This window comes from Bradyrhizobium sp. SK17 (assembly GCF_002831585.1).
Classification (GTDB): Bacteria; Pseudomonadota; Alphaproteobacteria; order Rhizobiales; family Xanthobacteraceae; genus Bradyrhizobium.
In genome coordinates, this window is record NZ_CP025113.1 from 6,316,432 (window position 1) to 6,339,593 (window position 23,162).

A 23,162-nucleotide genomic window follows, 5' to 3' on the forward strand; every position below is an offset into this window, starting at 1 on the left:
GCGCATCGCGGGCCAAAGATCAGTTACAGGCAGGCTTCGCCTTGTTGCAGGCGTCGGTCAGTTCGGACGGCGGCTCCTTCTTGAACACCGTCTTGTAGGATTCCAGCACGTTCGACTGCGTCACCGGCAGCGACTGCACGCCGACCCAGGCCGGCGTTTCCTTGCCAAGCAGTGCGTTCATCATGGCCATCGCCTCCGCTACGCCCTGGTCATAGGGACGCTGCGACCCGGTCGCCTTCAAGGGGCCACCCTTGGCGATCTCGATCGCCGATTGCAGGCCGAGATCGACGGTCGTGACCGGAATGTCGATGCCCTGCGCGCGCATCGAGCTCAGCGTATCGAGCGCCGGCTGGTCCCAGACCGCGAACACGCCCTTGACGTCGGGATTGCCGGTGAGGAAGTCGCCCGCGATCTGCGACACTTTCGGTGGATCGGTGAAGTCGACTTGCTTCATCTTGATGTCGGGCCGGTTCTTCTGCATCCACTCGCGAACGCCCTTGGTGCGCTCGTTGGTGCTGAAATAGTCGACGCCGAAATTGACGAGACCGATGGTTGCGCCCTGCGCCATGCAGGACGCCAGGATCTGCGCCGCGATCTGCCCGTTGCCGAGATTGTCCGCCGAAATCATCGAGGCATACTCCTCGGGATGCTTCAGGCCAGTCGGAATGCTGTCCATCAGCACCAGCTTGATGCCGGCCTTGGCGACCTTCTTGTAGGTCGGCGCGGTCGCGGTGAAATCGACCGGGATCGAGATGATGCCGTCCGGATGCTGCTGGATGGTGTTCTCGATGTCGGCGATCTGCTTGTCCACCTGATATTCAGCGGAGGCTACGCCCGTCACGGTCACGCCGTACTTCTTCAGCGTGTCGGTGATGCCCTGGATCTGCAGTTGCGCCCAGTCGAGGTTGACGGTCTGCATCGAGATGCCGACCTTGAAATGCTTCTCCCTGACCTTGGCGGCTTCGGCATCCGACAGCGCCAGCACCTCGGGCGACGCGGCCTTCTCGCCATGCGGCCCCTGGCCGACGATCGACTTCGGTCCAAGCGTCGCGAGGTCGACGCCCTTGACGCAGGTTGCCGGCACTTCGGCGCGGGCCGAGGGCGCGATCGAGATGGCCGCTGCCGCGATCAGCACGGTCAATGGCAGGGTTTGTCGCAAGATTGGCTTCATTGTTTCCTCCCGTGTTTGGTCGCCGATTGACCGGAGGCCGGCGACCTTGCCCCTACACTTTCCAGATCGTGCTCTAGCGTTTCGTGAAGGCGACCGCGGCCACGATGATCGCCCCCTTGATGACGAGTTGCATCGGCGAGCTGACACCAAGCAGCACGAGGCCATTGTTGAGCGTGCCGATGATGAGGCTGCCGAACAGCGTTCCCAGGATGTAACCGCGGCCACCGAACAGGCTGCAACCACCGAGGATCACCGCCGCGATGACGTCGAGCTCCATGCCCTGTACGACGTCGGGCCGTGCGGCATGGGAGCGCGCGGACAGTACCAGCGCCGCGAGCCCGGCCAGCGCGCCGGTCAGCACGAAGGCCGCGGTCGTCACCCATTTGGTGTTGATGCCGGAATAGAGCGCTGCGGTCGGATTGCCGCCGACCGCATAGATGCGGCGACCGAACACATTGTAGTGCAGCAGCAGGACGCCGACGATCATCGCCGCCAGCGTCCAGGCGATCGGGACCGGAATGCCCAGGAAGGTGCCTTCGCCGAAGATCGCGAAATAGGTCTCGTTGGTGATGATGACGGGCTTGGTGTTGGTCACCATCATCGCCAGTCCGCGCGCCATGCTCAGCGACCCAAGCGTCACCAGGAAAGACGGGATCGAGAGCTGCGTGGTCAGGATGCCATTCAGCAGCCCGACCAGCGCGCCGGTGCCGAGCCCGGCGACGGCGCCAACGATCCAACTGTTGTAGATCTGGCTCATCGCCAGCGCGGCAGCCATTCCAGACAGCGCCAACGTCGATGCGACCGAGAGATCGATCTGACGTGCGATGATGACGAACGTCATGCCGACCGCGATGATCGACACCAGCGTGGTCTGGCGTCCGATATTCAGGAAATTGTCGACCGAGAGGAACCAGGGCGACGACAGGCTGAACACGACCAGCAGCACCACGAAGGCGATGTACAGCATGTAAGGCCGCTCGCCGCGCAGCAGGTTCTGCATGAGCTTGCGGCGTCGATCGGATCGGGTCGGCGAAGCAACGATATTCGGCGCGGTCAGTTCGGTCATGCGGGTAGCTCTTGCAATTGGCCTTGTCCGGAAGCCTGATAGATCTGAAGGAGATGATGAAGCTCTTCGGCATCGTCGATTTCCCCGCGCACCAGCGTCTGGGCGACGCATCCGTCGACGACCACCGAGATGCGGTCGCAGAGCTCGATCAGCTCGACGAGATCCGACGAGACGATGAGGACGCCGGTGCCGTCGCGGGCGGCATTGCGGATCACACCGTAGATTTCCTCGCGGGCGCCGACGTCGACGCCGACGGTCGGTTCGTCCAGCAGCAGCACGCGCGGCCGCGGCTCATTCCATTTTCCGAACACGACCTTCTGCTGGTTGCCGCCGGACAATGTCCTGACCAGGCTGGATGTGCCCTGCGCCTTCACAGACAGCCTGGCGACCGCAGCCTCCGCACGCCGGGCGGCAGCGCTGCGCTGCATGAAGCCCCAGCGCGAGAAATGCGGAATTCGCGGCAGGGTGATGTTGCGCTCGATCGAATGGTCCAGCACCAGGCCCTGCACGTGGCGGTCTTCCGGCACCAGCGCGACGCCGTGCTCGATCGCGTCGGCCGGGCTCTTCGGCAGCCAAGACCGACCCTCGATCTCGCATCTGCCGCTCTGCATCGGCCGAAGCCCGAATATCGTCTCCAGAATTTCCGTGCGCCCGCTCCCGATCAATCCGGCGAGACCATGGATCTCTCCCTGCATCACCGACAATTCGACGGCGGACAGCCGGTCGTTGGACACGCCTGACAGCGACAGCGCGGGCGCTGGATTGAGCGGACGCGTTGCCGCGCGCTCGGTACGCGACGCGGCCGGCGTCAATCGATCGGTGCCGATGATGGCGTTCACCAGCCGCTTCATGTCGGTATCGGCGGTGACGAACGTCCCGGCGTTGGCACCATCGCGGAGCACGGTGACACGCTGCGAGACTTCGAAGACCTCGTTGAGCCGATGGGTCACGTAGATCACGCCGACGCCGCGGCGCGTCGCCTTCCCGATCGCATCGAACAGAATGCGGACTTCATCCGAGGTCAGCGAGGATGTCGGCTCATCGAGGATCAACAGCCGTACCTCGCCCATCAACGCCTTGGCGATCTCCGTCATCTGGCGGTAGGCGAAGGGCAGCGAACCGACCGCCGCCCGCGTATCGAGGGGAATATCGAGCTCGCCCAGGAACGCTTCGGCCCTGGCGACCAGTTCGCGCTTCCGGACAAAGCCGAACCGCGCGCGCGGCTCGCGGCCGAGCAGCAGATTGTCGGCGACGCTGAGCGACTCGACGAGACTGAGATCCTGATAGACGACGGCGATCCCGGCCTCGCGCGATCTTGCCGGGCTGTCGAACGCCACCGGTCGGCCGGCGATCTCGATGCTGCCGCTGTCGGCCGCATGAACACCGCTGAGGATCTTGATCAGCGTGGATTTTCCGGCCCCGTTCTCGCCCAGCAGCGCGTGCACCTCGCCGGGACGGACCTCGAGATTGACGTCGCGCAGCGCCCGCACGCCGCCAAAGCGCTTGTTGACGCCGCCGACCATCAACAGCGACGTCGACGGCCGAGGCCCTGCCGCGATCGAACCGGACAATTCCACTTCCCTCCCGTCAGCCGCGCGACCCGCTGATGCGATGATGACATCGTGTTATTTTTACAACTTATTGTGTTATAATTCTATCACCTTGGAGACCCTGTCAATGGGAGATCGCGCTGCCGGGCGCTCGAATTCGGGCAAGGTCGCTATTCAGCGGCGCGGAAAGAGCCGGTCCTGCTCAGGACATGAGTGATCCAATCCGCACGGGGATCGCCACTGCCGCTGCTGCAATCACGCAGCGCGGGGTCGGGTCGGCGAGCCGCCCCGACCGCACCACATCTGAAATCTCCGCCTGCGGCACGCAGCGGTGCAAGGGCGGAGCGGCGGCTTCGCGAAGGTTCACCGCGGTGAACGGTGCAGTCATCGCGAATGTCCGCACAATTCAGGCACGGAATGGTCCGACGCGCGCATCGCGCTCATCGGCGATCGACGGCTCGATGGCAGGTTGCAAGCCATCGCGATCAGAAGATCCCCCGCCTCCCGCGCGGCCGCTTTTCCGCTTTCCGCAAACAATAGTCTCCCTCGCCTGCCCCGAACCGCGTATACAGGGGATCATCGAATCTATTTGAATGCCCATTTGATTTACCACTGTTGCGGCTGTCGGCATTTTGCATTCCACCGACCGCCTTGCACATCGATTGCAACGGCTGGCGAGGGCGACTAGGAAGCTTTCATGAGCAACGATTCTGACCAGGCATGGCAAGGCCATTCGCCGTCAACTCCCTTGGCCACGCCCCGCCGCCGTTGGCCATGGGTCCTGCTGTTGTTGATCGTCCTTGGCCTCGCAGGCGCGGGCGCCGTCTACGCCTGGCCCGAAATTGCGATGGTGGTCCCCTCTCTCGGCCGGGAGGCGGCAGGCAAGGACACGGCCGCGGGCGACAAGGAGGCGCTGCCGGACCTGCTCGCGAGCCACCAGAAGGTTGAAGCAGATCTCGCCACACTCGGCCGGGCGGTCGCGGACCAGCAGGAGCAGTTGAAGACGATCGTCGACCAACTGGCTGCCCTGACCTCGAAAGTCGACGCACTGCAACGTTCCGCTCCGGCCATGGCGCCGGCGGCACCGGTCGCCGCCGAGCCGCAGCGCCCCCCTGTCGCGCAGGCCGCCCCGAAGCCGAGGAAACCGCCGGCCGCTCGCGCCCCGAAGCCGGCAGGCCCGATTTCGACCGGCGGCGCTCCGCTCAACTAGCGCCTTTCCCGTTCCGATGGAATCGGAGGGCTACGACACAGGACATCGAAGCAGGCTCCAAGAGCCAACCCGAATTACCCGGATTTGTTCTTAAAGGCTGCGATACGTTCCTGCATATCGGGGCCACGGCCCCGGCTCTCCAGGATTTCCCATTGCAGGCCCGCGTCGAGCGGCAGGCCGTCCGTTGCATCAAGCAGGCTCTTGTTCGCGGCGTGGGAAAACGCCGAGTTCTGCGCGATGCGCTCTGCGAGCGATTGGATCTCCGCGTCGAAACGATCGATCGGGACAATAAATTCAGCCAACCCGATGCGCACGGCCTCGGACGCGTCGATCATGTCAGCGGTGAACATCAGTCGTTTGGCGGTTGCGACGCCTACGCGCCGCGGTAGGCGCTGGCTCATGCCCCAGACTGGCGTCAGGGCCCACTTCGCGTGGGTATCGCCAAAGCGGGCGTTGTCGGCGGCGACAATGAAATCGCAAGCCAAAGCCACTTCTAGCGCCCCGGTGTAGCAATGACCATGCACGGCGGCGACCACCGGCTTCGGCAACCTCTCCAGTAACCGCAGCGTCTCGCTATGCCATCCCTTTGAAGGAGGCTTCTCGCCGGCGCCGATATCCGCGAGGTCGTGTCCGGCCGAGAAGCATTTCCCGGCGCCTCGCAACACCACGCAGCGAATGCGTTCATCATCACCGAGAGCGGCGACGTGCTCTCGCAGCTCCCTGAAAAGGTCGACCGTCAGCGCGTTCAGCTTGTCGGGCCGATTCAGCGTGAGCTGTGCCCAGCCATCATGGTCATCGCGCATGACAAGCGCATCAGCATTCGAAGCGCTGGGATTCATCTGGCATTCTCCGGTGCAAATTCAAAAGCTCGGTCCGCGGCCATTGAACGGTAGCTGTCCACCATCCTGAAGCCGACCACGAACATCCTGACCGAACCACCCCGGAGGTTCAATAGATTCAGTCCGGAAGCCGTGCTCGATCGCGAGCATCATGCGCCGGCCACAGCCGGAGTGAGAGGCACTCCGGCTGTGGCCGACAACGCGGCCTTCGGAGCTCAAGCCGCCTTCGCAGCCTTGTCCACTGGCGCCGTTTCCATGGCGCGCATGTAGAGATCGAGCAGCGATTCGCGCTCGTCGCGTTCGTCCTGATCCTGCTTTCGCAGCTTGACGATCTCCTTGAGGATCTTGACGTCGAAGCCTTCGCCCTTGGCTTCCGAAAACACTTCCTTCTTCTGCTCGTTCAGTTCCAGTAGTTCCGCGTCCAGATTCTCGATCCGTTCGATGAAGGAACGAATTTTTCCGCCGGGAATGGTGATGTCAGACATGGTGCCTCTTTGCTGAATGAGGTCGTGAAATTGAAAGCAAAGTGATAACCAATGTCTTAAGCTGCGGGTCTGCTGTCGCGATCAGCCCGCGCGGAGACGTACCGTTCTCTTGGCATCGTCGATGCGATCAGCCAGCGATCGACAAGACCTTGCGACCTGTCAGGAAGCGCTAGACGCACCAGCGCGACTGTCACAAATCCAGCGGTTGGACGGCAATTGTCACAGTTTACGGCGGCATTTGTTCGCCGCCTAATCGATCAATCGCTGCACGATCGACGACCGTGGCAAAGCCCGCGGCCGGTTCCGGCTACGCAGCCAGCCCATGCCCATCCAGAAACCGGGGCCACACCGATGGGAAAGTCGCGCAGGAAACGACAGATGAAATCCGAGAAGGCGGAGCTTCGGAGATTCGAGCGGTTCGCGAAAGCGGGACACGAGGCCGGCCTCCTCGTCAGCTGGGATTGCTATGTCCGCTACTTCAAGAATCCGTCTCTCAAGTGTGGTCCGGTTCGGCGGCGGCGAGCTGCGATCTGGCCAGACGCCGCGGTTTGACCACACGCGAGAGCGGCAGAAGGATCGTGAAACAGGACCCCTCGTCCTCCTTGCTCTCGACGCCGACGCTTCCGCCATGCAGCTCGGCAACGATCTTGACCAGATAGAGGCCGACGCCGGTGCCGACGATTCCGGACACATTGCTGCCGCGCGTGTAACGGTCGAACACGCTCGCAATGTCTTTCCTGGGAATGCCCATGCCATGGTCGCGGACGACGATCGCGACATGGTCGCCTTCGATTGCAACGGCGACTTCGATCAGGCTGCCGTCGGGAGAATACTTCAGGGCATTGGAGATCAGGTTCCCGAACATCTGGAACAGCAGCTTGGCATCGCCGAGCACTGGCAGCGACGTGGCGCCAAGCGCCTGATGGATGTTTGCCTGCGCAGCGACATCGCGATGGAGCTGGCAGACCTCATCGAGGATCACGCGAAGGTCGATCTCGACAGGGTGGAAGTAAAGCTGGGTATCGCCATCGACGAGGCGCGAGGAGTTGAGCAGCTTGTCGATCACCGTGGTCATCCGCAGCACCGCCTTGCGGATCTTGCCGGCGCGCTCGGCGATCTCCGCGCCCGTCGTCACCTGACTGGTCTTGGCCAGACGCTGCGCCTGCGCGTCGATCACGGTCAGCGGCGTGCGGAATTCGTGCGAGGCCATCGACACGAAATCCTGCTGTAGCTGGTTCAGCCGCTGCTCCTGTGCCAGCCGTTCCTCCAGCATGGTTGCCTGCTGCGACAGCGAACGCTGGCTCAGCATCAGCTCGATCGCATTGGTGCGAAACACGACGAGCGCGCGGGCCATTTCGCCGATCTCGTCGATCCGCTCCGCCCCGCGAATTTCGATGTCGGTGTCGTTGCCCGCGAGCTGGCGCATGCCGCCGGCAAGTTCCAGCAGCGGCTTCGAGACGTAGCGCTTCACGTAGAACAGCGCCGCCATGATCAGGACCGCTGCAATACCCATCGCGACGAGGATCAGCGCGCGCGAATTCCTGTATGCGGCGTCGGCCTCGTCGCTGGCGGCGGCCGCGCTTGCGACGTTGAGACGGGTGACGCGGTCCAGCGCATCACTGCTCGCGTCGAAGGTGGATTGCGAGGTCGTCCGGTAAAGGTTGACGGCTTCCGACACCTGTCCGGTCTCGTAGAGCTCGAGGACCTCGTCCACGATGCCGCGATAGGCCGTCCAGCCTTCCTTGAATTTGGCGTAGAGCTCGGCCGCAGCCGGCAACTTGCGGAGACTTTCGTAGTCCTTCTCGGCCTGCTCGACGGCCCGCCCGAGGCTCTCGATCTCCTTCTTGCTCGACCCCGCCTCGTGGCTCGCGGACAACAGATAACGCCCCTCCGCGGCGCGGAAGTCCGACGTGAAGTTGTTGAGGTCCCCGATCGCGCGCGTGCTGGGCAGCCAGACGTCCCGGACGTCCGCCGACGCCCGGTTGAACTCGCCCAGACGTTCGATGCTGAACAGGCCCAACGCCGTGATCAGCAGGAAAAAGAACAGAAATACCAGGGAAAGGAGGTAGTTGAGCGAACGCCTGCGCATCATGTGACCCTGGGTGCGATCACCGGCTCTGCGGCCAATCCATCCGAACTTGTGGGAATTTCATCACAGGCTTTCACGCATGGCCGCTACTGTGATTTATCACATTTGCCTCGTTCCGGGATACATTTTAAGGCTGCGGCGAGCCTGTTCGAGCTGTTCCGGGCCAGAGGCGAAGTATGGCGGACACCAAGAAGAAGATTCTGTGCATCGAGGACGATCGCGAGACCGCAGCCCTGATCGCCGAGGAGCTGCTCGAGCGCGGTTTCGAGGTCACCCTGGCCTATGACGGCGGGGAAGGCTTTGCCGCCATCTTCAAGACGATGCCCGACCTGGTGCTGAGCGACATCAACATGCGGGTGATGTCGGGCTTCGAAGTGCTCGAGCACTTGACCAAGATCGCGCCCCGCTTCAACAACATGCCCTTCGTCTTCCTCACCGCCCTGACCGATCGCCGCAACGAGTTGAAGGGACGCGAGCTCGGCGCCGACGACTATGTCACCAAGCCGATCGATTTCGATATCCTGGCGTCGATCATCAACGCACGGCTATCGCACGTCGCGCGAACCGATGTCTGGGCCAAGGAGGCGCAGTTGAACGACCGCGAGATCGAGACCCTGACCTGGGTGGCGCGCGGCAAGACCTCGGCCGAAATCGCCAAGATCGTCGGACTGAGCAAGCGGACGGTCGATTTTCACGTCGACAACGCGCGGATCAAGCTCGGGGTCGCGACCCGGACGCAGGCCGCGATCAAGGCAGTCACGGGGCGGCTGATCGAGCCTTGAGCTGCCGATCCCGATCCAGTGATCGCGGCATTCACGGCGGTTGCTTCCCCCTCGTCCCGCTCGCCTGTCCGCCTGCCTGTCGGACTGACACGAGCCGCTCGACATATTCGGTGGCGGTGGCCGGAAGCCAATCGCCGCCGATCTTGCGCAGTTCGTCCGAGGAGGCAGCTGGGGCCGTGATGTCGTCCAGTAACTGTGCGTAGGCATAGAGCGCCCGCACCTCGACATGCCGGGTGCTCTCGGCAAGCTTCCGGAGAATCCTGGCGGCAGTCAGATTGCCTTTCCGCAACGACGCATCGGCGGCGCATTCCAGTTCGAGACGGAGGATTTCACGGATCTTCTCCTGATGCCCCCGCTCCATCGCCGGCGACGTCGTTCCGGATTGTTGGTTAGGCACGACCGACCTCCTCCGCGACGAAGCCCCGCTCATTGCCGATCACCCGATCGATACATTGGTTCATTGCCGGATCTTCAGGGATGCCTGGGCGAGAAGCTGCTCCCGCTGAGGGCGCCGGTGGCGCCCTTCGGCAAGCTGCCCACCGCCGCAGTCCTTGCGGCAGGTCGCATCAGGTCCGTTCCGCTGATGCCCGGCGTGCCGACGCCAGCCGATGCGGAAGGGCTTGGCGCGCGGGTGGCTGACGGCACCTTCGCGGACGGGAGGCCGGCTCCCTGCTTGATCGCTGCCGCGGCGCCAGCCGGGGACGCTACGGCCACCGCGTTCGCAGCCGGGACCTGCGGCTTGCCGACCGGCCGCGGCTTCGCGGCAACCGCAGCGGGAGCAGCGACCGGCAACCTGACGGGGCTGATTGGCGTCGCGCCTTTTGCGCTCTTGCCCTTTGGGGCAAACGCCGTGTCGACGTCAACGCTGCCACCTTTCGCGCTCCCCCTGTCGGGTTTCGCCGCATCGCCTGTCGACGCGGTGCCTGAGCCGCCGGTCGGCGACGCCGAACCGCCGCCTGCGGAGGTCCCACCGCCGCCCTGACCGGAGCCCGAGGCCGCCGTCGTCGCTCCGCCGGCGTCCTGCGCGATAGCCGGCTCAGTCATTGTCAGGGCCAGTATGATCAACAGGGATGAACTCGCTCTCATGACGATCTCCTCAAGCCACACGACAGCGCCACCCGATCACTCGGCCGGCGCCAGGTTCTGCGCGCCGCCTGCGCCCTCCGCCTCGCCCTCGCGGCCGAGGAACATCATCCGAAGCGCCGGCACGACCACGAGCAGCATGATCGGCCCGATCAGCATGCCGCCGACCACGACGGTTGCCAGCGGGCGCTGCACCTGGCTGCCAATTCCCGACGAGATCGCCGCGGGCAGCAGGCCGATGCAGGCCGACATCGCAGTCATCAGCATCGGCCGCATGCGCTGGGTCGCCGCATGGAACATCGCCTCGACCCGCGGCATGCCGCCGGCCAGAACCTGGTTGTAGTAGGTGATCATCAGGATCCCATCCATCACCGACACGCCGAACAGCGAGACGAAGCCGATCGCGGCCGAGATGCTGAAGTCGAGGCCGGACACGTAAAGCGCGACGATGCCGCCGGCGATGGCAAAGGGAATGCCGGCCAGGGCCAGCAGGCTGTCCCGCAACGAGTTGAACAGGCCGTAGAGCAGCACAAGGATGATCAGCAGGCTGATCGGCACCACGAATTCCAGCCGCTTCTTGGCGAGTTCGAGATCCTCGAACTCACCGGCCCAGACGATGCGATAGCCGACCGGCAGCGCGACGTTCTTTGCGATCCGCTCCTGCGCTTCCGCGACCGTGCCGCCGAGGTCGCGGCCACGGACGCTGAACTTGATGGGAAGGAAGCGCGTGCTGGTCTCGTGATAGATGTAGGAGGCACCGGTATCGAGCGAGATGGTGGCGAGCTCGCGCAGCGGGATATAGGCGTTGGCGCCGCTCGCCGTGCTGTAGCCGACCTTGATGTCACCGACCGATTCGAGGCTGTCGCGGTAGTCGTGATCGAGACGGACGGAGACCGGGAATTGACGATCGCCCTCGAGCAGCGTCGTCGCCTGGGTGCCGCCAAGCGCCGCCTGCACCACCGTGTTGACGTCGCCGGTGTTGAGCCCGTATCGCATGGTCTTCTCGCGATCGATCTTGATGTTGAGATTGGGCTGGCCGAGCACGTGGAAGACGCCGAGATCGGTCACGCCGCGGACCTTCTCCATCTCGGCCTGGACCTGGGTGGCCAACTGCTCGAGGACGGCGAGATTGGGCCCGAGGATCTTGACCGAATTGGCGCCCTTCACGCCGGAGATCGCCTCCTCGATGTTGTCCTGGATGTACTGCGAGAAGTTGAACACCGCTCCCGGCAAGGCGTCGGTGAACTCCCTGTTCAGCTCCTCGATCAGCTTCTCCTTGGTATAACCGGTCGGCCATTGGTCGAACGGCTTGAGCGGCGCGAATATCTCGACATTGGAGAACGGCGAGGCGTCGCTCCCGTTGTCGGGGCGGCCATGCTGGGTGACCGCCGTGATCACCTCCGGATGCGTGAGCAGGATTTCGCGCAGCCGCGCCGTCGCGGGCGTGCCGGCATCGAGGCCGAGCGACGGCGGCATCGCCACGCGGATCCAGAGATTTCCCTCCTCGAGATGCGGAAGGAATTCGCTGCCGAGCCGCGTTCCCATCAATCCGATCAGCCCGAGGAAAACCAGGCCGACCAGGACCATGGTCTTGCGGTGAGCCAGCGACCAGTGCAGCACCGGCTCGTAAATCTTGCGCAGGACGCGAACCAGGATGGTCTCGGCCTCGTGCACCTGGTCAGGCAGCAGGTAAGAGGCAAGAACCGGCGTCACCGTGAACGTCGCGATCAACGCGCCGGCCAGCGCATAGGCGTAGGTACGCGCCATCGGTCCGAAGATCTGCCCCTCCACGCCCTGCATGGTGAAAAGTGGCACGAAGGCCGCAACCGTGATCAGCGCGGAAAACAGGATCGCCATGTCGACCTGCAACGCGCTGGCAAGGATCAGCCGCAACCGGTCGGTCCAGACATTGGTGGCGCCGATCCGCTCGCGGGTCGGATCGTCGCCCCACCTTCCATCGGCGAGATAGCCGAGGGTTTCCTGCCGCTGTTCCGGCCGCTGCTGGAAATTGCGGAACACGTTCTCGACCAGGATGACCGCCGAATCCACGATGATGCCGAAGTCGACGGCGCCGACCGACAACAGATTGGCGTCCTCACCCATCAGCACCAGCATGATGACGCTGAAGAACAGTGCGAACGGAATGTTAACGCCGACGATGATGGCGCTGCGCAGATTGCCGAGGAATATCCATTGAATCAGGAATACCAGCGCGCAGCCGAAGACGAGGTTGTGGACCACGGTACGGGTCGTCACCGACACCAGCGTACTCCGATCATAGTAGGGCACGAGCTTGACGCCGGGCGGCAAGGTGCCGTCGCGGTTCATCTGTTCGACCACGGCTTGCACTTTCGGCAACACGTCGTTGGTGTGCAATGTGCGATTCATGACGACGATGGACAGCGCCACGTCGTCCTCATGGTCGCGGCCGGCGATGCCGAGCCGCGGCACGAACCCGACTGCGACCTTGGCGACGTCCTTGATCGTGACCGGCACGCCGTTGAGCTGCGTCAGCACGATGTTTTCGACATCCTGGGTCCGATAGCCCTGCGTCAGGTCGTCGGTGCCGCCGGAATCGATCAACCCGAGGCCGCGAATGTTGACCGATTGCTGGCCGACCGTGATCTCGCGGCCGCCGACATTGATGTTGGAATTGCCGAGCGCCGTGATGATCTGCGGGATCGTGATGCTGTAGGCGTCGAGCTTGTGGAGGTCGACGTCGACATTGTACTGCTTGGTGGTGCCGCCCCACGAATTGACCTGAACGACGCCGGGCACCGAGAACAGCCGGCGCAACACCACCCAGTCCTGCACCGTGCGCAGGTTGGTCAATCCGAAATGCGGCGGTCCGACGATCTGATAGCGGAAAATCTCACCAGTCAGGCTCGATTGCTGGATCTGCGGAACCTGGTTCTGCGGCAGCGTGACGTTCTGCTGCAAGCTCAGCGCGGCTTGCGTATAGGCCGCGTAATAGTCGATCCCGTATTTGAACGTGACGCGGACGAAGGTCAGCCCGTAGAACGAGGTCGAACGGATATTCTCGACGCCCGGCGTCGGATAAAGCCCGATCTCCATCGGTACGGTATAGTAGCGCTCCATTTCCTCGGCCGAGAGGCCCGGAGCCTGCGCCGTGATCTCGAGAATGACCGGTGCCGGATTGGGGTAAGCCTCGATGTTGAGTTTCTGGAACGCCAGAAAGCCGGCGCCGATGAATACGAGCAGCCCGAGCAGCACGATCGCGCGGCGCGCCAGACCAAATGTCAGAATTCCCTTGAGCACCGCAGGCCTCTTCCTATGTCTTCCGTCCGCGTATTGTGGGCAGCAATTCAGTGCGGGCGGCGCTAGCCGCCGGCCTGCCCGATCGCCAGCATGTTGCTCAGGAACAGCGCGCCATCGGTGGCAACGAGTTCGCCCGGCTGAAGGCCTTCGAGGACCTGACGCATCCCGTCCTTCTGATCCCCAGTCTTCACGATGCGCTGCATGAAGCGCTTGCGGTCCGTCGTGACCCACACGGTCATGGTCCCGTCGCCCTCCCGGACCACGCCGCCGAGCGGCACGGCCACTGAGCGCACCGGTTCACCGGTCTTGATCGAGAAGCGCGCGAACATGCCGGAGCGCAGCTCGTGCTTCGGATTCTCGATGTCGGAGCGGATCAGCATCCGGTGCGTGTTGGGATCGACATTCGAGTTGATCGTCGAAATGTGGCCGCGGAAGACTTCGCCGGGGTATGCCATCACCTCGACCTTGACGTCCTGCCCGACATGAATCGCCGAGACGTCGCTCTCGGCGACATTGGCCAGCATCCACATGGTCGACGTGTCGGCTACCGAGAACGGCGCCGGAGCGTTGCCCGGCTGCACGAACAGCCCGGGTGCAGCGCTGCGCGCGGTGATGCGGCCGTCGATCGGGCTCTTCACCACCAGCTTCGGGTCGGCTCGCCGCTCCTTGACGATCATGTCGATCTCGGCCTCGGTCTTGCCAAAGATGCGAACGGCATCGCGCGCCGCCTTCTGCGCGCCTTCGGCCGCCTGCTGGTCCGACACCGCCTGTTCGAGGTCTTTCTGCGCGACCGCCTTGGTCTCGTAGAGCAGCTTGAGACGATTGAGCGCCCGCGTCGTCAGTTCGAGCACGCCGGCCGCCCCGATCAGGGTCGAGCTGGCCGACAGCAGGTCGGGGCTGTCGATCGTGAACAGCACCTGGCCCTTCTTCACGTCATCGCCAACCTTGGCGAAAGCTTCGAGGATGCGTCCCTGGTACGGGGTGAAGACCTGTAGGGTCATGTCCTCATTGAAGTCGATGCTGCCGACCGCGGTCCTCTCGACCGGAAACTCCTGCTCGGTCACCGGCTCCACCTTGACCGTCGACATCTGCTTGCTGTTGAGCTCGACGCTCGGGACACCGTCGGTCGTGCCGGTCTTCACGCCCGCCGCGTCCGTCTTGGCGTTGGCGTCCGGGCTCACGAGTCCGGCCCCGGCCCGCAGCCAGTGCTGGAGATAGTTGACGGAGTAGGCTCCTGCGAGGAAGCAGACTGCACCGGCGACCACTCTCGCGACGATCGTTCTGGACTTGGCGTTTGCCATCGGCGTGACCCATCTGTCCGCGGCACCGGTGCGCGGCCTGTTCGGAAATGCCGCCAACAATGCCTCGCCGCTTCCGGCATTTCACTGTGACGAATCCCAATTGCAGGCCGTGACAAGTCGCAGTTTCGCGCAGAACCAACTGCTCTAGCGTTCGGGCCTCGTTGACTCATGCGAGTGAAGCGGCGGCGGCATCACCATGGCTGCCATCGCCTGCTCGGGGCGATCGGGGTTGCAATGCTGAACTATCGTTGTCTGGTCGCCGCGCCGTTCGCGGCAATGATGTTGTCCGGCTGCGCGGTCGGCCCCAACTTCGTGTCACCGCCGGCGCCGGACGTCGCGCGCTACACGCGCGAACCGCTGACGTCGCCCCACCCTGCCGCCGAACCGCCGCACGTCGCCTCCCAGCGCTTCATTCCGGGCGCCGACATTCCGACACGGTGGTGGGCGACCTTCCGCTCCAGGCCACTCAACGAGCTGATCCGCCTCTCCGTCAACCACAATCCGACCTTGCAGGCGGCGGAGGCCGCGATACGGGTCGCGAACTACAACGCGCTGGCGCAGCGCGGCCTGTTCTTTCCGCAGGCCGGCATCAACTACACACCGTCCGACGCGTTGCAGTCGAACAACATGACGTCGGATCCGTCGAGCCAGACGCGCCTCACCCTGCATACCGCCCAGCTCAACATCAGCTTTGTCCCCGACGTCTGGGGCGCAAATATCCGCGCCGTCGAGAATCTCGACGCGCTCACCGAACAGGCTCAATTCCAGCTCGAGGCCGCCCATCTTGCGCTAACCGCGAACGTCGTCACCGCTGCGATCCAGGAGGCGTCGCTGCGGGGCCAGATCGTCGGGACCGAACGCATCATCAAGATCGAGCGCGAGATCCTGGACCTGCTGCAAAAGCAGCTCGGTGCCGGTCAGGCCGCGATGACCGATGTGCTGGCGCAGCAGGCGGCGTTGGCGCAGGTCGAGCAGACCTTGCCGCCCCTCAAGAAGCAGCTCGCGATCCAACGCGACCTGCTCACCGCACTTGCCGGGCAATTCTCGGCCGACGAGATCTTGCAGAAGTTCGACCTGAAGCAACTCGCGCTGCCGCGCAATCTGCCGGTCAGCCTGCCCGGGGCGCTGATCAGGCAGCGCCCGGACGTCAGGGCGGCCGAAGCCTTCATGCATTCGGCGAGCGCGCAAGTCGGGGTTGCGGTCGCCGCGCGACTGCCCAATTTCACGATCACGGCCAACCCGGGCAGCGCGGCGACCACGCTTGCCGGGCTCGTCACCCCGGGGACCTATTTCTACACGGTGGCGGCAAGCGCAACGCAGCCGATCTTCGACGGGTTCACCCTGTACCACAAGCAGAAGGCAGCCGAGGCGGCGCTCGACCAGGCCGACGCGCTGTACCGCCAGGCGGTGATCACCGCGATCCAGAATGTCGCCGACGCCCTGCGCAGCCTGCAAGCCGACACCCCGGCGGTCCAGGCCGCGATCAAGGCTGAACTCGCCGCCAAGGACAGTCTCGAGCTGATCCAGAAACAGCTCGTGACCGGCCTGATCAACCAGGCGACGCTGCTGACTGCCCAGCAGGTCTATCTCAACGCGGTGATCACGCGCGTGCAGGCCGAGGCCACCCGGCTTTCCGATGTCGCCGCACTGTTCATGGCGCTCGGCGGCGCCTGGCCGAACAATTGTCCAACCCCGGACTGGCGTGCCTGCATCTTCGACGAGGCCGAGGCGCAAGGCGACAAGCGTGTCCCCGACGGGGGTGACGACTTCCACAAGCGCGCCGCTGCCGCCCCCGCGTCGGGCGTACTATGAATGCCCCTCCGACGCGCCCAAGAGCATGCCGTTCATTCACGGTTTTCCATCTACGTCTTGCGGCTCTCCGCCTCCGTCGTCATTCGGAGGAACAGGCTGACGCAAGCCAGCGCCGGTGGAAGCACGAAGCACCAGACGCCGAACCGCGCATAGAGCAAAGCCGCTGACGCGCAACCGAGGGCGAAGGCAACGATGTTGGTCGACATCCGGGCAAGCCGGGCGCCGGGCGTCCCGGTCTCGGGCTTCGGTCCCTGCAACATGTCGGCGAGATCGATCATGATCTGGGTCGTCGTTCCCGTCATCAGCGTCGACGGCGGCGCACTGGCCAGATGAATCCGGTGCGCGGCATTCTGGATCGCCATGGCAGCGACCAGCACCATGCCGGTGACGACGGCCGGGATGGCATCGCCGTTGGTGAACGGACCAAAATGGATCGCCAGCGCGGCGCCAATCACCAGGAACGCGAACTTCACGCCGAGAATGATCTTCAGGGCCGGTAACTGGCGCCGGATCAGCGCGGTGCTGAGCAGCCGCGCCAGAATCACAACAAGGCAGAACACCGGCAGCGCCAGCAGCTTGGCTACGGCGCCGGACGTGCCGAGCACCAGCGACGCGCCAAGCGTGACGAAGTTGCCGGTGACGTGGGCGGTGAACAACCCCTGCAAAGCGAGGAAGCCCGCAGTGTCGACATAGCCCGCGTTGAGGCTCAGCACCAACGGCAGTAGCGGTCGAAACAAGTCTCGGGTCATGCGTCCCACTCAAAGTGCATATTTGAGCTCGATACCAAGATAGTCGCTGTCATGACCACCGGCGCGCAGGATGGTGTCGCCGACCTTATAGTGCACCGCCTCGATCGCTCCGGTGAGATGCGCGTCGAATTGATAATCGACCCGCAGTTGGGCGTACACGCCGGACCACGCCGAACCCGTGCCCGCCGTATTCGCCACGGGGATATTCGGTTGCACATAGATCGCATCCGCCGTCGTTTCGCGCCACTGCAATCCAGCCGCCGCCATGATGGACAGACCTTGAATGGGCTTCACGGTCAGCGACGGCTTCAGATGGATCAAATTGGTATAACCGGTGAAACCGGCCAGCGTGAAGTAGTAGCCGTTGGGAAACAGCGGATTGAACGTACCGATCACGTTGTCGCCGGGATGATGGTCTCCGGAGGCGGCATCGAACTGGAGACCAATCCGCGGCTGCCAACTGGTCTGCTCGAACGTATAGCCGGCCCGGGCCCCGACGCCCCAGGCCCGGATGTCCTTGGCGCCGACCGTGCCGAGCTGGCCCATCGCCTCGAGATCCCAGTCGAGCTGCTGCCATTTTCCGGCAAAGCGGCCATCGAACACGTGCCGTTTCTCGTCACCGCTGGCGTCGAGGAAGCGAACATTGTCGCGCCCGTAGTAGGAATAATAGGCCGACAGTTCGTCCTTCCCGAACACCAACCGCTCGACGCGCAGCGTGTGGAAACGGAAATGGCTGTTCGAGGTGTCGTCGAACGGCTGGATGTTGTTGTACTGGACCGGCTGGCTGACGAACCCGATGAAGCGCCACGATCCCGTCTCCCAGTCCGCCCAGGCGGCATCGAATGACTGGCGGACGTTCGGTCCGTCCCGCGACGAGACGAAGCGCTGCAAGTCGAAGGCGAAGTCCTGGCGCCCGACTCGCGCCTTGAAGGTCCCGGCTTCGGTCGCATTCACATAGGCGAGGAACGCCAACCGCAGATCGAGCGGGTTCTGGTCGACCGGCGAGATGACGTTCTTGTCGAAGGCACGCGCATCCTCGAGCTGCACGAACATCTGCCAGTGCTCGTCGAAATGAACGTCGACGTGGAATTGCAGCCGCTGCAGAAGATAGTTGTCGGCCTTGTTGCCCGAGGTGCCGAACGCCTGCGCGTCGACATGCTCGAATCGTTCGCGCAGCGTCAGGCCCAGTGAAATGAAACTCTTCGGATCCCAGGGCGACAGCGGGATGTATTTGATCGGGTCGAACACGTCGGTTCGCAGTGCGGGATTGGCCAGCACCGACCAATCCTCCTGCCAGCGGTTCATCTCGATCGCTGGTCGCGCCGGCGCGGCGTCCTCGGCGACGGCCGGGCTGGCGAGAAGACAGCCAGCCAACCCCAGCGCGACATAGCTGCCGCTGATCGTCCTCCCCCTCACCATCGGCACGCCCGGGTCATCTGTCTCACCGCAAGCCTGGCGGCTTGCCCCCCGCTACACGGTAGCACGAAGCCCGCTACTTTGCGGCGGCGTGGATCTCGGCGACATAGCCGCCCGGAAAGCTGACCATGACCGATCGCCGATGATCCGAAACATACGGTTCGACCAGAACCGTCGCGCCGGAAGCCTTTGCTTTGCCGATGACAGCGTCGAGATCCGAGACCTCATAACCGGTCATCTCGCGGCCATAGGGATAAGGGAGGTGTCCATCGGTGACGATCACGGTCATCTTCCCGAACACGGACTCGAGGCGGATGCGGCGGTAGGTCTCGTTCGGGCGTCCGATCTCCGTCGCTGAAGCCTTCTTGTCGTCCGATACGATCTTGCCGCGCGAGAATCGCAGGAAGCTGCCGACGAATGCGTCGGCGCGGTCGGGCGAGACATAGACCCGGTTTTCCGGCACGGTCTGGAATGCGGCGTAGTTCGGCTTGGTCGTATGCCAGTAGAGCTGCATGTTGACGCCGCCCGGCCACTGGATCACGACGTCGCGCCCGATCGGGTCGGGAAAGGTCGCGACCAGCACGTCGGCCCCCGCCGCCCGCGCCGCCTTCACTGCGGCATCGATGTCGGTGACGAGATATCCGGTCCGCTCGGCCCCGAACGGATAGGGTATCGGGGTTTTGAACCCGAACAATGAGACGGTCCCGACCGGTGTCTGCAACAGCTGCGACGTCGTGCTGCTCGGCGTCGGCGTGACCGTCGCGACCACCTGCTTGGTGCTCTGGCCCCCGAAGGTCGCCAGGAAGCTCGCCACGAATTTGTCGACGTCGTCGGGCGCGACATAGACATGGGTGGTGTCGTATTGCGGCCCGACTCCATAGACCGTGTGCGGAGCCGGTTCGCGCGCGAACGCGACCTGCGGCAGCGACAGGGATGCGGCGAACAGCAGTGCTGCGAACGTTCTGGACGAAATCACGGGACATCTCCTCGAGGCAGTGTAGAGATCGGATCGGCTCACGCCGGCTTGTCCTTGACAGCGGTCATCGCGACCAGGACCAATCCGGCGATGAGACCAAGATGCTCGAAGAACGCGTTGAGCGCCATGAAATGCTCTCGGCCCTGCAAGGCCCAGAAATTATTGGCGGTCAGCATCGCGATCCACGTCAGCACGCCAAGGCCACCCGCGCCGAACCAGACCCAGCGCCCGGCCACCACCAGCGCCGAGCCGCCGAGTTCGACGATGATGGCAAGGGCCGCCCAGAGCCAGCCGGGACGTAGCCCGAAATGCTCCTGCTCGGCGATCGCGCCCGCGAAATCGAACAGCTTGGTGAAGCCGCCGATCAGATAGGCCGACACCAGCGCAAGCCGGACCGCAGGCCATAGCCCCGGCCACGCCAGGATGCCGCGGATCAGCGACGGCGTATCGGCGCGAGCGGACATATCAGACCGCCCAGCAGGCACAGCCGAGCGCGCCCCAGAACGACTTGAGATCCGACGCGGGGATCCGGCTCGACCAGGCGCGGGCATGATCGTGACCATGCACCGAACACTGGCTGGCGCAACCGCACGCGCTGAAGGCCATCCGCGACGCTGCGGAAGTCTGCCGGTCCGCGTCACCCCAGGCGCCGTATCCACCGAAGGTGCGCACCGGTGACCAGTCGGGCATCGCCGGCGGCGGCGCGGCATCGTCGAGCGACTTGAAGTCACCGGCGCCATAGACCACCCTGCCGCCGACGATCGTCAGATCGCTGGTGGTGTCAGCGATCTCGGCCTCGGCGCAGGAGAAGTAATCCCGATCCGGGACCACCAGATCGGCGAACTGGCCAACCGCGATGCGCCCCTTTTTGCCCTCCTCGTTGGAGAACCAGGTGACGTTCTCGGTCCACATCCGGAGCGCCGTCTCGCGGTCGAGGCAGTTGCGCTGCGGCGTGATGCGAAGGCCGCCGACGGTCTTGCCGGTGACCAGCCAGGCGAGCGCGACCCATGGATTGTAGGAGGCGACGCGCGTCGCATCGGTACCGGCCGACACCTTGACGCCCTTGTCGATGATCTTCCGTACCGGAGGCGTCGCTTCGGCCGCGCCATAGCCATAGCGCTCGACGAAATATTCGCCTTGATAGGCCATCCGATGCTGCACGGCGATGCCGCCGCCAAGCGCGGCGATGCGATCGATCGACTGGTCGGAGATGGTCTCGGCATGGTCGAAGAACCAGTGCAGACCATCGAGCGGCATGTCCTGGTTGACCTTCTCGAACACGTCGAGGGCGCGCGAGATGGTCTCGTCATACGTCGCATGCAGCCGCCACGGCCATTTGTTCTGAACCAGGATGCGGACCACCTGCTCGAGTTCACCCTCCATCTCGGGAGGCATGTCCGGCCGCGCCACGCGGAAATCCTCGAAATCGGCCGCCGAGAACACCAGATTTTCGCCCGCGCCATTGTGGCGGAAATAGTCGGTGCCCTGCTGGTACTTCGACGTCCTGGTCCAGTTCAGGAAGTCGTCCTTCTCGGCCTTCGGCTTCTGGGTGAAGAGATTGTAGGCCAGCCGGATCGTAAGCTGCCCCTCATCCGACAGCTTCTGGATGACCGCGTAATCCTCCGGATAGTTCTGGAAGCCGCCGCCGGCATCGATGGCGCCGGTCACGCCGAGCCGGTTCAGCTCGCGCATGAAGTGCCGGGTCGAATTGACCTGATACTCGAACGGCAGCTTCGGCCCCTTCGCCAGCGTCGCATAGAGGATATTGGCGTTCGGCTTGGCCAGCAAAAGCCCGCTCGGATTGCCTCTGGCGTCGCGCATGATCTCGCCGCCCGGCGGCTCCGGCGTCTCCCTGGTGTAGCCGACGGCGCGCAGCGCGGCGCCGTTCAGCATCGCGCGGTCGTAGAGATGCAGGATGAAGACCGGGGTGTCGGGTGCCGCCGCGTTGAGTTCGTCAATGGTCGGCAACCGCTTCTCGGCAAACTGGTGCTCGGTGAAACCGCCGACGACCCGTACCCATTGTGGCGGCGGGGTGATCGCGACCTGCTTCCTGAGCATCGCCATCGCGTCGGCGAGTGACCGAACGCCGTCCCACCTCAGCTCCATGTTGAAGTTGAGGCCGCCACGGATGATGTGAAGGTGGTTGTCGATCAGTCCTGGCAGGGTGCGACGTCCCCGCAGGTCGATCACCTTCGTCGCCGGACCGGCGAGCTTCATCACGTCGTGGTCCTGTCCGACCGCGATGAAGACACCATCCTTGATCGCAACTGCGCTCGCGGCCGGATTGCCGCGGTCGAGCGTGGTGAAGAGTCCGCGATGCAGGATGAAATCCGGCACTGCCGTCATGAGCGCGCCTCCGTCTTGTCGGCCGCATTCGCCGTGCCATGCCGGCCGGGCAGCGCGCCGAAGATGTGTGAAGTACAGTTTTCCTTGGTCCATGCCGCGGCCAGAGCCGATCCCGAAAGCAGCTGCTTGCCGACCGGAATGATCTGCTCGCCGACCAGGATGCCGAGCAGCCCGACCAGCGCCACCAATGGCGGCGCTGGAGAGCGGACGTCGAGCAGACTGTAGATCACGCCGACCAGCAGGCCGGCGCCCAACGACAGCAGATACATTTTCATGGCGTGGTCTCGCTTCAGCTAGCCCTGGTTCAGGCAGCTTTGCCGCCTTCGGACGCGTGCTCGCCCAACGCCCATTTCGAGAACCGGATCTGGATGCCGTAGGGCGAGTGCGCACGCAGGATGTCCATGACGCCTTCGTAAGTCTCCTGGCGCGCCCAATCCTGTTGCAGCTCGAACAGGTACTGGCACGACGTGATCGGAATGGCGCCGGCCTGAACCGCGCGGTCCATCGAGCGGTTGTGCGCCTCGATCGAGAGGTCGCCGCAAGCATCCGCCGGGATGTAGATCTCGTAGCCTTCCCTCAGCATGTCGAGCGTCGGAAACATCACGCAGGCTTCCGTCCAGAGGCCGGCGATGACGAACTTCTTGCGCCCGGTCGCTGCGACCGCCTTGCGGAAGCCGCCATCGAGCCAGGAGTTCATCGAGGTGCGATCGACGATGTCGTGGTTCGGGAACAGCTCGGTGACTTCGGGCATAAACGGCCCGGAGAACGTATCCTTGGCCACCGTCGTGAGCACGGTCGGAATCTTGAACAGCTTGGCCGTCTTGGCCAGGATCTGGATATTGTTGAACACCACCAGCCGGTCGTGCGACTGCACGCCCTGGTACATCGCCGGCTGATAGTCGATCAAGGCAATGGCGCTGTTCTGCGGGGTGAGCATTTCGAGCTTCGACATCATGGTCTCCTTGGTAGAATCAGGCCGCAGCCGACGAGGCTGAGAGCCACATGGAT

22 protein-coding genes are annotated in these 23,162 nt (G+C 64.0%); 4 read left to right on the top strand and 18 right to left on the bottom strand.

The window, feature by feature from the left end:
- Positions 1-19: 19 nt before the first annotated feature.
- From CWS35_RS29185 to CWS35_RS39185, 4 genes are all read right to left on the bottom strand, one after another.
- Positions 20-1,171, bottom strand: a complete 1,152-nt coding sequence (locus CWS35_RS29185) for a substrate-binding domain-containing protein (RefSeq protein ID WP_024582347.1) — start codon at positions 1,169-1,171, stop codon at positions 20-22.
- Between the two features lie 73 nt (positions 1,172-1,244).
- A complete protein-coding gene (locus CWS35_RS29190; protein WP_100955060.1) occupies positions 1,245-2,237 on the bottom strand; it encodes an ABC transporter permease in 993 nt (330 codons plus the stop codon).
- Positions 2,234-3,814, bottom strand: a complete 1,581-nt coding sequence (locus CWS35_RS29195) for a sugar ABC transporter ATP-binding protein (RefSeq protein WP_100955061.1) — start codon at positions 3,812-3,814, stop codon at positions 2,234-2,236. The genes CWS35_RS29190 and CWS35_RS29195 overlap by 4 nt, the downstream gene beginning before the upstream one ends.
- 175 nt (positions 3,815-3,989) lie before the next feature.
- A complete protein-coding gene (locus tag CWS35_RS39185; protein WP_157817270.1) occupies positions 3,990-4,175 on the bottom strand; it encodes a hypothetical protein in 186 nt (61 codons plus the stop codon).
- Positions 4,176-4,484: 309 nt separating this feature from the next.
- Between CWS35_RS39185 and CWS35_RS29200 the strand changes: the two genes are divergently transcribed.
- Positions 4,485-4,997: a hypothetical protein gene (locus tag CWS35_RS29200; RefSeq protein ID WP_024582350.1), complete on the top strand. Its 513-nt coding sequence runs from the start codon at positions 4,485-4,487 to the stop codon at positions 4,995-4,997.
- Between the two features lie 74 nt (positions 4,998-5,071).
- Here the strand turns inward: CWS35_RS29200 and CWS35_RS29205 are convergent, their stop codons facing one another.
- The 3 genes from CWS35_RS29205 to CWS35_RS29215 form a co-directional block, all read right to left on the bottom strand.
- Positions 5,072-5,836: an enoyl-CoA hydratase/isomerase family protein gene (locus tag CWS35_RS29205; protein WP_100955062.1), complete on the bottom strand. Its 765-nt coding sequence runs from the start codon at positions 5,834-5,836 to the stop codon at positions 5,072-5,074.
- A 215-nt stretch (positions 5,837-6,051) separates the two neighbouring features.
- Positions 6,052-6,321, bottom strand: a complete 270-nt coding sequence (locus CWS35_RS29210; RefSeq protein WP_100955063.1) for a DUF2312 domain-containing protein — start codon at positions 6,319-6,321, stop codon at positions 6,052-6,054.
- Between the two features lie 493 nt (positions 6,322-6,814).
- Positions 6,815-8,413: an ATP-binding protein gene (locus CWS35_RS29215; RefSeq protein WP_100955064.1), complete on the bottom strand. Its 1,599-nt coding sequence runs from the start codon at positions 8,411-8,413 to the stop codon at positions 6,815-6,817.
- 173 nt (positions 8,414-8,586) lie between these two features.
- Here CWS35_RS29215 and CWS35_RS29220 point away from each other — a divergent pair, with 173 nt between their 5' ends.
- Entirely contained in the window at positions 8,587-9,192 is a 606-nt protein-coding gene (locus CWS35_RS29220; RefSeq protein ID WP_100955065.1) for a response regulator transcription factor, read from the top strand.
- A gap of 31 nt (positions 9,193-9,223) precedes the next feature.
- Here the strand turns inward: CWS35_RS29220 and CWS35_RS29225 are convergent, their stop codons facing one another.
- The 4 genes from CWS35_RS29225 to CWS35_RS29240 form a co-directional block, all read right to left on the bottom strand.
- Positions 9,224-9,622: a hypothetical protein gene (locus CWS35_RS29225; RefSeq protein ID WP_157817271.1), complete on the bottom strand. Its 399-nt coding sequence runs from the start codon at positions 9,620-9,622 to the stop codon at positions 9,224-9,226.
- A 41-nt stretch (positions 9,623-9,663) separates the two neighbouring features.
- Entirely contained in the window at positions 9,664-10,236 is a 573-nt protein-coding gene (locus CWS35_RS39190) for a hypothetical protein (protein ID WP_157817272.1), read from the bottom strand.
- Between the two features lie 78 nt (positions 10,237-10,314).
- Positions 10,315-13,554 carry an efflux RND transporter permease subunit gene (locus CWS35_RS29235; protein ID WP_100955067.1) on the bottom strand — a complete coding sequence of 1,080 codons (3,240 nt, stop codon included), beginning with the start codon at positions 13,552-13,554 and terminating at the stop codon, positions 10,315-10,317.
- Positions 13,555-13,616: 62 nt separating this feature from the next.
- Positions 13,617-14,855, bottom strand: a complete 1,239-nt coding sequence (locus tag CWS35_RS29240) for an efflux RND transporter periplasmic adaptor subunit (RefSeq protein ID WP_100955068.1) — start codon at positions 14,853-14,855, stop codon at positions 13,617-13,619.
- Here CWS35_RS29240 and CWS35_RS39195 point away from each other — a divergent pair.
- Positions 14,842-15,003 (top strand): hypothetical protein, encoded by a 162-nt coding sequence (locus tag CWS35_RS39195; protein ID WP_157817273.1) that lies wholly within the window; start codon positions 14,842-14,844, stop codon positions 15,001-15,003. The two genes, CWS35_RS29240 and CWS35_RS39195, sit on opposite strands and share 14 nt — an antisense overlap.
- Positions 15,004-15,089: 86 nt before the next feature.
- Positions 15,090-16,667: an efflux transporter outer membrane subunit gene (locus CWS35_RS29245; protein ID WP_100955069.1), complete on the top strand. Its 1,578-nt coding sequence runs from the start codon at positions 15,090-15,092 to the stop codon at positions 16,665-16,667.
- A gap of 50 nt (positions 16,668-16,717) precedes the next feature.
- On the opposite strand, the gene CWS35_RS29250 is transcribed toward CWS35_RS29245, so the two are convergent.
- From CWS35_RS29250 to CWS35_RS29280, 7 genes are all read right to left on the bottom strand, one after another.
- Positions 16,718-17,416 (bottom strand): YoaK family protein, encoded by a 699-nt coding sequence (locus CWS35_RS29250; RefSeq protein WP_100955070.1) that lies wholly within the window; start codon positions 17,414-17,416, stop codon positions 16,718-16,720.
- A gap of 9 nt (positions 17,417-17,425) precedes the next feature.
- A complete protein-coding gene (locus tag CWS35_RS29255) occupies positions 17,426-18,835 on the bottom strand; it encodes an alginate export family protein (RefSeq protein ID WP_100955071.1) in 1,410 nt (469 codons plus the stop codon).
- 73 nt (positions 18,836-18,908) lie between these two features.
- On the bottom strand, positions 18,909-19,808 hold the full coding sequence (locus CWS35_RS29260) for a glyoxalase (protein ID WP_100955072.1): 900 nt from the start codon (positions 19,806-19,808) through the stop codon (positions 18,909-18,911).
- A gap of 38 nt (positions 19,809-19,846) precedes the next feature.
- A complete protein-coding gene (locus CWS35_RS29265) occupies positions 19,847-20,272 on the bottom strand; it encodes a DoxX family protein (protein ID WP_100955073.1) in 426 nt (141 codons plus the stop codon).
- Position 20,273: 1 nt separating this feature from the next.
- Positions 20,274-22,154: an amidohydrolase gene (locus tag CWS35_RS29270; RefSeq protein ID WP_100955074.1), complete on the bottom strand. Its 1,881-nt coding sequence runs from the start codon at positions 22,152-22,154 to the stop codon at positions 20,274-20,276.
- The gene (locus tag CWS35_RS29275) at positions 22,151-22,429 is read right to left on the bottom strand and encodes a XapX domain-containing protein (protein WP_024582365.1); all 279 of its coding nucleotides are present in this window, start codon (positions 22,427-22,429) and stop codon (positions 22,151-22,153) included. The genes CWS35_RS29270 and CWS35_RS29275 overlap by 4 nt, the downstream gene beginning before the upstream one ends.
- 29 nt (positions 22,430-22,458) lie before the next feature.
- Complete coding sequence (locus CWS35_RS29280) at positions 22,459-23,106, bottom strand: hydrolase (RefSeq protein WP_100956774.1); 648 nt, start codon at positions 23,104-23,106, stop codon at positions 22,459-22,461.
- Positions 23,107-23,162 lie beyond the last annotated feature (56 nt).